This window comes from Chromobacterium sp. S0633, from assembly GCF_024158805.1.
Taxonomy (GTDB): Bacteria; Pseudomonadota; Gammaproteobacteria; order Burkholderiales; family Chromobacteriaceae; genus Chromobacterium.
This window is the reverse complement of sequence record NZ_JAMZGH010000008.1, coordinates 43122-54529: the sequence shown is the minus strand read 5'-3', so window position 1 is coordinate 54529 and position 11408 is coordinate 43122. Positions and strand designations below refer to the sequence as shown.

At 64.6% G+C, this 11408-nt stretch carries 11 protein-coding genes; 10 read left to right on the top strand and 1 reads right to left on the bottom strand.

Annotation, left to right across the window (positions count from 1 at the left end):
* Positions 1-53: 53 nt before the first annotated feature.
* From NK214_RS07965 to NK214_RS07950, 4 genes are all read left to right on the top strand, one after another.
* Positions 54-773, top strand: coding sequence for a response regulator (locus NK214_RS07965; protein ID WP_081549203.1), 720 nt, complete (start codon positions 54-56; stop codon positions 771-773).
* A gap of 3 nt (positions 774-776) precedes the next feature.
* Entirely contained in the window at positions 777-2123 is a 1347-nt protein-coding gene (locus NK214_RS07960) for an ATP-binding protein (protein ID WP_253314167.1), read from the top strand.
* Between the two features lie 338 nt (positions 2124-2461).
* A complete protein-coding gene (locus NK214_RS07955; RefSeq protein ID WP_107800787.1) occupies positions 2462-3283 on the top strand; it encodes a carboxylesterase in 822 nt (273 codons plus the stop codon).
* A 459-nt stretch (positions 3284-3742) separates the two neighbouring features.
* Entirely contained in the window at positions 3743-4333 is a 591-nt protein-coding gene (locus NK214_RS07950) for a porin family protein (protein ID WP_227105341.1), read from the top strand.
* Between the two features lie 65 nt (positions 4334-4398).
* Here NK214_RS07950 and NK214_RS07945 read toward each other — a convergent pair whose 3' ends face one another.
* Entirely contained in the window at positions 4399-5019 is a 621-nt protein-coding gene (locus tag NK214_RS07945) for a glutathione S-transferase N-terminal domain-containing protein (RefSeq protein WP_253314166.1), read from the bottom strand.
* A 97-nt stretch (positions 5020-5116) separates the two neighbouring features.
* Here NK214_RS07945 and hemF point away from each other — a divergent pair, with 97 nt between their 5' ends.
* The 6 genes from hemF (at position 5117) to NK214_RS07915 (ending at position 11361) form a co-directional block, all read left to right on the top strand.
* A complete protein-coding gene (gene hemF / locus NK214_RS07940) occupies positions 5117-6028 on the top strand; it encodes an oxygen-dependent coproporphyrinogen oxidase (protein WP_253314165.1) in 912 nt (303 codons plus the stop codon).
* A 127-nt stretch (positions 6029-6155) separates the two neighbouring features.
* Positions 6156-7826, top strand: coding sequence for a glycosyltransferase family 39 protein (locus NK214_RS07935; protein ID WP_253314164.1), 1671 nt, complete (start codon positions 6156-6158; stop codon positions 7824-7826).
* Between the two features lie 28 nt (positions 7827-7854).
* Entirely contained in the window at positions 7855-8226 is a 372-nt protein-coding gene (locus NK214_RS07930; RefSeq protein WP_107800792.1) for an SMR family transporter, read from the top strand.
* Positions 8227-8380: 154 nt separating this feature from the next.
* Positions 8381-9508, top strand: coding sequence for a DegT/DnrJ/EryC1/StrS aminotransferase family protein (locus NK214_RS07925; protein WP_107800793.1), 1128 nt, complete (start codon positions 8381-8383; stop codon positions 9506-9508).
* A 6-nt stretch (positions 9509-9514) separates the two neighbouring features.
* Positions 9515-10462 (top strand): glycosyltransferase, encoded by a 948-nt coding sequence (locus tag NK214_RS07920; protein ID WP_107800794.1) that lies wholly within the window; start codon positions 9515-9517, stop codon positions 10460-10462.
* Positions 10459-11361 (top strand): formyltransferase, encoded by a 903-nt coding sequence (locus NK214_RS07915; RefSeq protein ID WP_253314163.1) that lies wholly within the window; start codon positions 10459-10461, stop codon positions 11359-11361. Before NK214_RS07920 ends, NK214_RS07915 begins: the two co-directional genes overlap by 4 nt.
* The last annotated feature ends 47 nt before the right edge of the window (positions 11362-11408 follow it).

Sequence of the window (11408 nt, the reverse complement as noted above, 5' to 3'; positions counted from 1 at the left end):
AAACCTCGCGTGCTAATATTTTGATTTGAACCACCGAAATCCCGTCGACGGACATGAACAGCGATACCCCCCATATTCTCATCGTCGAAGACGACGTGAGACTAGCCGAATTGATAGGCGCTTATCTGAGCAAGCACGGCTATCGCATCTCCCAGCACGGCCGCGGCGACACCGCGCCGGCCATCATCCTGGAAGAAAAGCCGGACCTGGTGATCCTGGACATCATGCTGCCGGGCAAGGAAGGCTTCGACGTCTGCCGTGAAATCCGCCCGCGCTATAACGGCCGGGTGCTGATCATGACGGCGCGCGACGAGGACGTGGACGAAATCCTGGGGCTGGAACTGGGCGCCGACGACTACCTGGCCAAGCCGGTGGAGCCGCGCCGCTTGCTGGCGCGGGTGCGCGCGCTGCTGCGCCGCGGCGGGCCGGGGGCGCAGGCCGACGGAGAGGCCGGCGACGAAGACAGCTTCACCTTTGGCCAGTTCTGCATCAGCCAGGCCACGCGCGAAGCCACGCTGAACGGGGAGCTGATCGATCTGACCACCGCCGAATTCGACCTGCTGTGGCTGTTGTCCTCCCACGCCGGCCAGGTGCTGTCCCGCGACGACATCATGAGCGAGCTGCGCGGCATCGGCTTCGACGGCTTGGACCGCTCCATCGACGCGCGCATTTCGCGGCTGCGCCGCAAGCTGGGCGATAATCCCGACGCGCCGGCCCGAATCAAGACCGTGCGCGGCAAAGGCTATCTGTTCTCGCGCAGCGACTGGGAATAAGGCATGAGCACTCGTCGTTTGCGCGGCTGGCTCAAGCCGTCGCTGGGCACCCTGTTCGCCCGTTATTTCTTCGCCACCATGCTGGTGGAGCTGATCATCATCATCGGCTTCGGCTTCCTGGTCTCCAAGCTGTACGAGAACAGCGACCGCAACGGCAAGCTGCAATTCATGAACGGCACCGTGAGCCTGATCCGCGAGCAGCTGGCTCAGACGCCGCATCGGGACTGGGACCGCAAGCTCGCCGACATCGCCCGCGCCTTCAGCTATCCGGTCAAACTGATCGCCCATCCTCCCGACGATTTCGAGCCGGAAGGCCACGCCGCGCTGCAAGGCGGCCGCCCCTATCTGGATTTCGACAACCAGTTGCTCTACATGCCGCTGCCCCATGATCCGCGTCTCTTGCTGCTGGGCCCGCTGGAAGCCCCGGCCAGCAACAGCAGCTGGATCAGCGAAGACATAGAAATCCTGCTGTTGTGGATTCTGCTGACCGGCACCACGCTGGGTACGCTGATCTACTTCAGCCTGCGCCCGCTGTGGAAGGACTTGCTGGAAGTGCGCCGCAAGGCGGAGGTGTTCGCCGACGGCGACTTCAGCGCCCGCGCCCAACCGTCCAAAAGCCGGCTGCTGGCCCCCCTGTCCCTGGCCTTCAACAGCATGGCCGCGCGGCTGGAGCGGCAGATGGAAACCCGCCAGGCCCTGTCCCACGCCATCGCCCATGAGATCCGCACCCCGATCGCACGGCTGCGCTTCGGTCTGACCATGCTGGAGGAAGAAGAGGACGAACAGGAATGGCGGCGCTACCGCGAAGGCATGGAGCGCGATATGCAGGAGCTGGAGGAGCTGTTCAACACCAGCATGGAGTTCGCCAAGCTCAACCGCAACGAAGTGCCGCTGCACTGGGAAACCGTGGACCTCTACGACTGGTTCGACGATCTGGTCGACCTGGTGACGCCGCTGAAACCACCGGGCCTCGCGCTGGAGCTGGACTGCGCGCTGGGCAACGGCGCGTTCGACCGCAAGCTGATGTATGTGGCCAGCCGCAACCTGCTGCTCAACGCCTTCAAATACGCCAACGCTCAGGTCCGGCTGACCGTGTGTCACAACGCTTCCGGCCAGCTGCTGATTCATGTCGACGACGACGGCTGCGGCATTCCCGAGGCTGAACGCGACAAGGTGTTCGAACCCTTCCTGCGGCTGGACCGCAGCCGCGACCGCGCCACCGGCGGCTATGGCCTGGGGTTGTCCTTCGTCAAGCTGATCACCGAACACCACGGCGGCCAGGCCAGCGTGAGCGCCAGCGAACTGGGCGGCGCGCGCTTTACTCTGCGCATCATGCAACCACAGCAATAAGACCCGCTAAGCCAACCCCTGATCCTGCGCTGCGCGGTTTAGTTAGCGGCTCTATGAGCGGCTCAGCGCCCGCTTGCGATCCGCGGGACCTCACGCGGCGAACACGGCTTCAGAACGCGCATCGACCGCTTCTCCGCTTCTTCCTTGTCCCGCTCTTGCCCGCGAGACTTTGAAGGGACAGCCAAGAACGCCGGCGCCGGCGAAAAGTAAAGCCGCAGTTTGTTAAGCAATCTGAATGGGGTCACGCGCCGTCACAAAGCGGGGACAGGAAGCCAACAGACCCCAAGCCGCCGCGTCGGGATAATGCCAGCATCTCAACTTGGATTCGGGTATTTCCCATGGTTTCTTCACGACCGGCCGCCCTGCTGGTACACGGTCTGGGCGGCAGCGCATACGACCTTGGCGCGCTTGGACGCACGCTGGAGGAGGCGGACATCGTCACGCACACCCCGCTGTTGCCGGGACATGGCGGCGAGCCGGAAGATCTGCTGTCCGTCCGCTGGCAGGACTGGGTGGAAACCATACGCAAGGAATACCTGGAACTGAAGACGCGCCACAAGGTGGTGCATCTGGCCGGCGTTTGCCTGGGCGGCCTGGTGGCGCTGGAAGTGGCGCGGCTGGAAAACCATCAGGACGGCCTCGCCTTGTACGCGCCGCCGCTGTTCCTGGACGGCTGGAGCCTGCCCAAGCTGACCTGGGCGCGCCACATCGTCTACCGCATTCCCGGCCTGGCCAAGAAGATGCGCGTGCCGGAAGTCGAACCCTTCGGCATCAAGAACGCCCGCATCCGCAAGGCCATCCAGCAGCGCTTCGAACGCGGCGAACGCTTCCACTACGCCTACATCCCGCTGGCCTGCATCCGCCAAGTGGATGGGCTGCGCCGCCAGCTGATGTCGCGGCTGGAAGAGATCACCTGCCCGACGCTGATCGTGCATGCCGACGAGGACGACATCACCAGCCCGCGCTCGGCCCGCTATCTGCAGCGCTATCTGGGCGGCAAGGTCGACTTCATGCCCTTGTCCAATAGCTACCACATGGTGATGGTGGACAATGAACGCGGCGAGGTGCTCAAGCGCAGCCTGAAGTTTTTCAACCAGCGCGCCCAAGCCCGGGCCGCCGCCGCTGAACACGCCGACTGGGCCGTCTTCGCCGCCGCCTGAGCGCCGCGTCGCCGCCATCAGGGCAAGCCTCAGGCTTGCCTTTTTTCTTGCCTGCGCCAGCCGCGCCCGCCCCTTCTTCAACTAAAGTTGCAAGCAATCACAACTAAACATTGAATTTAACAGCTGCGCAAACTTCCCGGCCGCCCCGTCATCAACCGTCATCAAGCCAGAACACAGCGACAATGGAAGACGAGGACCGGCTGAAGCAAACTGTTTGCACGAGCCGGATCGGCCCCCCGCCGGTCTTGCAACGGTTCCGTTCTCTTTTCCCTTTGTGTGACTTTGCGTGCCCGCCGGCTCCGGTGGGCATCTTTTCTTTGCCCTGCCCGTCCCGCTTTGTTACAGATCGTTACACAAGCCCTCCATCGATAACACAAAGAGCGTTTACAAGCTCAACAGACTGACTTGGTTCCTGTTCGCACAATATCGCAGTTATCAACAAAGCAAACAGTCGCAAAAATGAAAAAACTGATTACCGCTTCCGTGCTGAGCCTGGCAGCTCTGACCGCACACGCCGCCGACCCGGGCTTCTACGTCTTCGGCAACACCGGTTACAACTTCTCCAAGCCGGAGTCCGGCAACCGCAACATCGTCCTGAAAGACGCCAAGGCCGCCGGCACGGTATGGGAACTGGGCGCCGGTTACCGCTTCAACCAATACCTGGCCACCGAGCTGTCCTACGCTGACTTCGGCAAATCCACGGCCAACGGCTCCTTCAGCGGCCGCACCGGCAACGGCTCCGTCGCCACCAAGGCCGAGCGCATCGCCGTGCTGGGCATCCTGCCGGTGACCCAGGATTTGGAAGTTTTCGGCAAGGCCAGCCTGAACAACGTGCACACCAAGCTCAAGATCGACCGAGTTGCCAACAAAACTTTCAACGACACCCGCTTGGGTCTTGGTTTCGGCGCGCAGTATCAGCTGCACAAAAACCTGTCCTTGCGTGGCGAATACGAATACATCGCCGGCACTGACTTCCAGATGGCGGGCCAAAGCGTGGTCAAGACGTCCGGCACCAGCGTGCTGAAGGCCGGCATCAGCTACCACTTCTAATCTCAGCCTTGCCACGCCCTTCCATCGCCAGCCGCGGCCCCTGTGTCCGCGGCTGGTTTTGCGTTTCAGGCCGCCGGCACCGCCATGCCGCGCCGCACCGCCGGCCGCTCGCCGACGCGTTGGAACCAATCGCTTACCCGCGGAAACGCCGCCAGATCCACCTGATGCCAATCATGGCGCGCCGCCCACGGATAGAGCGCGATATCGGCGACGCCGTACTCGCCGGCGACGTAATCCCGCCCGGCCAACTGCCGGTCCAGCACGCCGTACAGACGCAAGGCCTCGTCGTGGTAGCGCTTCTGCGCATAGGGAAGGCTTTCCGGCGCATAGCGCAGGAAATGGTGGGCCTGCCCCAACATCGGTCCGAAGCCGCCCATCTGGAACATCAGCCATTGCAGCGCCTCGTAGCGCGCCGCGCCCGCCGCCGGCAGCAGGCGGCCGTGCTTTTCCGCCAGGTATTGCAAAATGGCGCCGGACTCGAACATCGCCAGCGGCCGACCATCCGGCCCCTCGCTGTCGACGATGGCCGGAATCTTGTTGTTGGGACTGATGGCCAGAAAGGACTCGGCGAACTGCTCGCCCTTGCCGATATCCACGGTGTGCACGGCGTATGGCAGCTCCAGTTCTTCCAGCATGATGGAAATCTTGCGCCCATTGGGCGTGCCCCAGGTATACAGATCAATCACGATGCGCGTCTCCCATGTTCAAAGCCCGGGCGGCGCGCCTGCGCGCGCCGCCCCGTCTGCTACAATGCAGCCCATTTCAAGCCTTCAGGATACTGCGATGAGCCAGCCGCGCGTCAATGATGTCAAAGCCTTTCTCTTGGACCTGCAAGACCGCATTTGCGCGGCGCTGGAGCAGGCCGACGGCGGCGCTCAATTCGTCGAGGACGCCTGGCAGCGTCCGGGCGGCGGCGGCGGACGCAGCCGGGTCCTGACCAAGGGCACGCTGTTCGAGCAGGCCGGCGTCAATTTCTCCCATGTCCACGGCGACGCGCTGCCCGCCTCCGCCACCGCCCACCGGCCGGAGCTGGCCGGCCGCGGCTTCCAGGCCATGGGCGTGTCGCTGGTGATCCATCCGGAAAACCCGCACATTCCCACCAGCCACGCCAATGTCCGCTTCTTCATCGCGGAAAAAGAAGGGGAAACGCCGGTATGGTGGTTCGGCGGCGGTTTCGACCTGACCCCGTTCTACCCGGTGGAGGCCGACGTGGTGCACTGGCACCGCGTGGCCCGCGATGTGTGCCGGCCCTTCGGCGAACAGGTGTATCCGGACTACAAGCGCTGGTGCGACGAGTATTTCTTCCTGAAGCACCGCCAAGAGGCGCGCGGCGTCGGCGGCCTGTTCTTCGACGATCTGAACGCCTGGGGCTTCGACTCCTGTTTCCGCTTCATGCAGGCGGTGGGCAAGGGCTTCACCGACGCCTACCTGCCCATCGTCGAGCGCCGCAAAGGCGATAGCTGGGGCCATCGCGAACGTCAGTTCCAGCTTTATCGCCGCGGCCGCTATGTTGAATTCAATCTGGTTTGGGACCGCGGCACCCTGTTCGGTCTGCAGTCCGGGGGACGCACCGAATCCATCCTGATGTCGATGCCGCCGCTGGCGCGCTGGGAGTACGATTATCAGCCGGAGCCGGGCAGCCCGGAAGCGGCGCTGACCGAGCGCTTTCTGGCCCCGCGCGACTGGCTGGCCTAAGCGCCGCGGCCAAGCCGGATGCCGCCGCTTTCTCCAGCCCGCACATGAGTTTAGCCAATCACAAGGACGGCGAAATCGGGTATCCTTGCGCAGCTGTCCATAATAATCCAATGACTATCCGTTCCGCATGAATCAACCCCATTTTTCGGCCGGGCTCTCCGGCCCCGCCGCCCGTCCCTGGCTGGAGCCGGCGCTGTGGCTGCTGTTCGCCGTCGTCTGGTTCGGCTCCCTCGGCTACCGCGGGCTGATTCACGCCGACGAGGGCCGCTACGCCACGCTGTCGCTGTTCATGTTGCACAGCGGCGACTGGATCACGCCGCGGCTGAACGGCCTGCTGTATTTCGAAAAGCCGGCGCTGCAATATTGGATGGGCGCGCTGAGTTTCGCCGCCTTCGGCGTCAACGAGTTCGCCGCCCGCTTCTGGCCCGGTCTGACCGGCTTTCTGACGGTGGCGATGTGCGGCTTCACCGCGCGCCGGCTGTGGGGCGTCGACGCCGGCCGCTACGCGGCGCTGGCCGCCGGCAGCTGCGCCTGGATCGTGGCCAACAGTCATTTCCTGTCTCTGGACATGGGCGTCAGCTTTTTCCTGACCGTGGCGCTGTGCGGCTTCCTGCTGGCCCAGCGCGACGACGCCGGCCCGCGCGAAACGCGCCACTGGATGTGGCTGACCTGGGCGGCGATGGCCGCCGCCACGCTGAGCAAGGGGCTGATCGGCCTGCTGATACCCGGCGCCACCCTGGTGCTGTACAGCCTGCTCAACTGGCAATGGGGCTTCTGGAAACGCATGCACTGGCTGAGCGGCCTGGCGCTGTTCCTGCTGCTGACCGCGCCGTGGTTCATCCTGGTGTCGCAGCGCAACCCCGACTTCGCCCATTTCTTCTTCATCCGCGAGCACCTGGAGCGCTTTCTCACCACCGAGCACAAGCGCACCGGCGCGCCGTGGTATTTCGTGCCCTATCTGCTGCTGGGCCTGCTGCCCTGGACCAGCCTGCTGCCGGCGCTGTGCCGCGACGGCTGGCGCGAGCCGGGCGCGCGGCTGCGCGCCGGCCGCCTGCTGCTGATCTGGTCGGTCTTCATCTTCGCCTTCTTCAGCAAGTCCAGTTCCAAGCTGCCGTCCTACATCCTGCCGCTGTTCCCGGCGCTGGCGCTGCTGCTGGCGCCCACGCTGCTGCGCATGCCGGCCGCCGCGCTGAAGAAGCACCTGCTGCCGGCGCTGCTGCTGTGGCTGGCCGCGCTTGGTCTTTACCCCTTCGTCGACCGCTTCGCCTCGGTGGACACCCCGCTGGAGGTGCTGCATGGCTTCGCTCATTTCGTCGCCATCGCCGCGCTGCTGTTCCTGGCCTGCGCCGTCGTCGCCTGGCGTTTGCTGGGCCGCGAGCGCAAACTGGCCGCGCTGTGCTGGCTGGCCTTCGGCAGCCTGCTCGCCGTCAGCGTCGCCGCCGCCGGCCACGACAGCTACGGCCGGCTGAAGGGCAGCAAGGAAATCGTGCGCCAGATTCAGCCCTATCTGGGGCAGGACACCCCGGTGTTCTCGGTGCGCTATTACGATCAGACCTTCCCCTTCTACCTGGGCCGCCCGGTCACCCTGGTGCAGTTCGTCGACGAGTTCGAGTTTGGCGAAGGTCAGGAGCCGCAGCGCTGGATGCCGCGGCTGGAACAATTCGTCGCCGCCTGGAAGGCCGCGCCGCGCGCGCTGGCGATGACCGACCCCGCCACCTATCAGGAACTGCAAGCCCAGGGCCTGCCGATGCGGGTGGTCTACCAAGATCCGCGCCGCCTCGTCGTGGCCAAGCCGTGAAACCGCCAACCTTTGGACCCCTTCTAATATGAAGTTGATCGAATTCGGCCTGATTCTGCTCGGCGTGCTGCTCAACGCCGCCGCCCAGCTATGCTTGAAGGCCGGCGTGCGCCAAATCGGCCACTTTGACTTTTCCGCCGCCAACGTGTTGCCGATAGGCTGGTCGCTGGCCACCAATCTGCCCATCGTCGGCGGCCTGTCCTGCTACGTGGTCAGCGTGGTGGTCTGGATCATGGCGCTGTCGCGGGTGGAGGTCAGCATCGCTTATCCCATGCTGTCCATCGGCTACGTGGTCAACGCGCTGCTGGCCTATTGGCTGTTCGGCGAGGCCTTGAGCGCGCAGAAACTGATCGGCATCGGCGTCATCATCATCGGCGTGGTGCTGGTGGCACGTAGTTAAGGCTTATTTTTGCCACGGAAACACACGGAATGACACGGAAAATAAAACGCCCGCTCAGCAGCCGACAAGATTCAATGGCGCAAAACGAATTTGAATGACTGTTTTTGTCCGTGCATCTCCGTGTGCTTCCGTGGCTAATTTTCAGGGTTTGAATATGGATTTTCTACCGTTTACCCGCCCGGACATCGACGAAGCCACCATCGCCGCCGTCGGCGAGGTGCTGCGCTCCGGCTGGATCACCACCGGTCCCAAGTCCCGCCAACTGGAAGCCGAGTTGTCCGCCCATGTCGGCGGCCGCCCGGTGCGGGTGGTGGCCTCCGCCACCGCCGCGCTGGAAATGGCCTTGCAGGTGGCCGGCGTCGGCCCCGGCGACGAGGTGATCACCTGCCCGCTGAGCTGGGTGGCCACCGCCAACGTCATTCTAAAGGTGGGCGCCAAGCCGGTGTTCGTCGACGCCGACCGCGCCAGCCGCAATATCGATCTGAACCTGGTGGAAGCAGCGATCACGCCGCGCACCCGCGCCATCATCCCGGTGGACCTGGCCGGCCTGCCGGTGGACCGCGACCGCCTGTACGATATCGCCAAGCGCCACCGTCTGCGCGTGGTGGAGGACGCCGCCCAGTCCATGGGCGCCAACTGGCGCGGCCGCCGCATAGGCAGCGACGGCGATCTGGTGTCCTTCAGCTTCCACGCCAACAAGAACATGACCAGTGGCGAAGGCGGCTGCCTGGTGCTGAACGACGAGAACGAGGCGCGCCTGTTCGAGAAGCTGCGGCTGCAGGGCGTGACCCGCCACGCCGACGGCGGCATGGACGTGGACGTGCTGGGCGGCAAGTCCAATATGACCGACATCGCCGCCGCCATCGGCCTGGGCCAACTGCCGCGGCTGGAAGGCTTCAACGCCCGCCGCCGCGAACTGGCCGCGCTGTATTTCCGCCATTTCGACCGCGAGCTGGGCTGCGAGCTGCCGCTGGAGGACATGGCCCAGAGCAACTGGCATATGTTCCAGCCGCTGCTGCCGCTGGATCGGATGAGCATGGACCGCGGCGAATTCATCGCCCGGATGAAAGACCTGGGCATAGGCGTGGGCGTGCACTACCCCGCCATGCATTTGTTCACCCTGTTCCGCGAGATGGGCTTCCAGCCGGGCGACTTCCCGGTGGCGGAAGACATCGGCCGCCGCACCGTCACCCTGCCGCTGTTCCCGGCCATGGCCGACGAGGACGTGGAACGCGTGTGCGCCGCCGTGAGCGGCGTGCTGAAGCCCGTGCTGAGCGTATAAAACATTATGAAAAGCGTAATCGATCTTTCCGTCGTCATCCCGGTATACAACGAGCAGGACGTGCTTCCGGCGCTGTTCGACCGCCTCTACCCGGCGCTGGATGCGCTGGGCGTACGTTATGAAGTCGTCTTCGTCAACGACGGCAGCCGCGACAAGAGCCCGGCCATGCTCGCCGCGCAGTTCGACCTGCGCCCGGACGTGACCCGGGTAGTGCTGTTCAACGGCAATTTCGGCCAGCATCGCGCCATCCTGGCCGGCTTCGAATACAGCCGAGGCGAGCGGGTGGTGACGCTGGACGCCGACTTGCAGAACCCGCCGGAGGACATCAAGCTGCTGCTGGCGGAAATGGACAAGGGACACGACTACGTCGGCTCCATCCGCCGCCAGCGCAACGACAGTCTGTGGCGCCATCTGGCCAGCCGCGCGATGAACCGCCTGCGCGAGAAGCTGACCCGCATCAAGATGACCGACCAGGGCTGCATGATGCGCGCCTACAGCCGCCGCATCATCGACACCATCAATCAGTGCAACGAACTGCACACCTTCATCCCGGCGCTGGCCTATCAGTTCGCGCAGAACCCGACCGAAGTCACCGTCGGCCATGAAGAGCGCTTCGCCGGCGAATCCAAGTATTCGCTGTACAGCCTGATCCGCCTGAACTTCGACCTGATGACCGGCTTCTCCATCGTGCCGCTGCAGCTGTTCTCGCTGCTGGGCATGCTGGTTTCCGCCGGCTCCGGCGTGCTGGTGGTCTATCTGGTGCTGCGCCGCCTCATCGTCGGACCGGAAGTGGGCGGCCTGTTCACCCTGTTCGCCATCGCCTTCCTGCTGATCGGCATCGCGCTGTTCGGCATCGGCCTGCTTGGCGAGTACATCGGCCGCATCTACCAGGAAGTGCGGGACAGACCGCGCTATGTGATCGGCGCGGTGCTGGAGCAAAAGGACAAGCCATGAAAGCCGTGGTCTTCGCTTATCACAATGTCGGCGTGCGCTGCCTGAAGGCGCTGATCGGCGGCGGCGTGGAAGTGGCGCTGGTGGTCACCCACCGCGACAATCCCAAGGAAAACATCTGGTTCGCCAGCGTGGAGCAAGTCACCCGCGACTACGGCATTCCGGTGATCACCCCGGACGACCCGAACACGCCGGAAACGCTGGCCCAAGTGCAGGCCGCGCGGCCGGACTTCCTGTTCTCTTTTTATTACCGCCACATGCTGAAGGCCCCGCTGCTGGAATCCGCGGCGCGCGGCGCCTTCAATATGCACGGCTCGCTGCTGCCCAAATACCGCGGCCGGGTGCCGATCAACTGGGCCATCATCCACGGCGAAACCGAAACCGGCGCCAGCTTGCACGTGATGAACGTCAAACCGGACAACGGCCCCGTCGTCGACCAGATGGCGGTGCCCATTCTGCCGGACGACAACGCCGACGAAGTGTTCGCCAAGGTCACCGTGGCCGCGGAAATGGTGCTGGCCCGCAGCCTGCCGGCCCTGCTCGCCGGCCAGACTGAATTCCGCCAGCAGGACTTGAGCCTGGGCGGCTATTTCGGCGGCCGCAAGCCGGAGGACGGCCGCATCGACCCGCTGGCCGGCGCCGCCCAGCTGCACAACTTCGTGCGCGCGCTGAGCCACCCGTTCCCGGGCGCCTTCGCCGACACCGAAGGCGGACGGCTGGTGATCTGGAAAACCCTGCGCGCCGGCGGCCACGGCCAGCAATTGCAAGCGGCCCGGCTACACTCAGAACACGGCGCGCTGTGGCTGGACGCCGTGGACGGCGACCGCCTGAAGGTTCTGTCCGCCACGCTGGACGGCGCGGCGCTGGATCCGGCGACGACACTGACGCTGACGCTGGCCTGAGGCGGCGGACTCACGGAATACACATGCAAATCACAGCTCCCTTCCGG

Bases quoted from the DNA above. Each gene is read 5' to 3' on its own strand.
- NK214_RS07965 (WP_081549203.1), top strand. From the start codon at position 54: ATGAACAGCGATACCCCCCATATTCTCATCGTCGAAGACGACGTGAGA.
- NK214_RS07955 (WP_107800787.1), top strand. From the start codon at position 2,462: ATGGTTTCTTCACGACCGGCCGCCCTGCTGGTACACGGTCTGGGCGGC.
- NK214_RS07935 (WP_253314164.1), top strand. From the start codon at position 6,156: ATGAATCAACCCCATTTTTCGGCCGGGCTCTCCGGCCCCGCCGCCCGT.
- NK214_RS07925 (WP_107800793.1), top strand. From the start codon at position 8,381: ATGGATTTTCTACCGTTTACCCGCCCGGACATCGACGAAGCCACCATC.
- NK214_RS07950 (WP_227105341.1), top strand. From the start codon at position 3,743: ATGAAAAAACTGATTACCGCTTCCGTGCTGAGCCTGGCAGCTCTGACC.
- hemF (WP_253314165.1), top strand. From the start codon at position 5,117: ATGAGCCAGCCGCGCGTCAATGATGTCAAAGCCTTTCTCTTGGACCTG.
- NK214_RS07920 (WP_107800794.1), top strand. From the start codon at position 9,515: ATGAAAAGCGTAATCGATCTTTCCGTCGTCATCCCGGTATACAACGAG.
- NK214_RS07960 (WP_253314167.1), top strand. From the start codon at position 777: ATGAGCACTCGTCGTTTGCGCGGCTGGCTCAAGCCGTCGCTGGGCACC.
- NK214_RS07930 (WP_107800792.1), top strand. From the start codon at position 7,855: ATGAAGTTGATCGAATTCGGCCTGATTCTGCTCGGCGTGCTGCTCAAC.
- NK214_RS07915 (WP_253314163.1), top strand. From the start codon at position 10,459: ATGAAAGCCGTGGTCTTCGCTTATCACAATGTCGGCGTGCGCTGCCTG.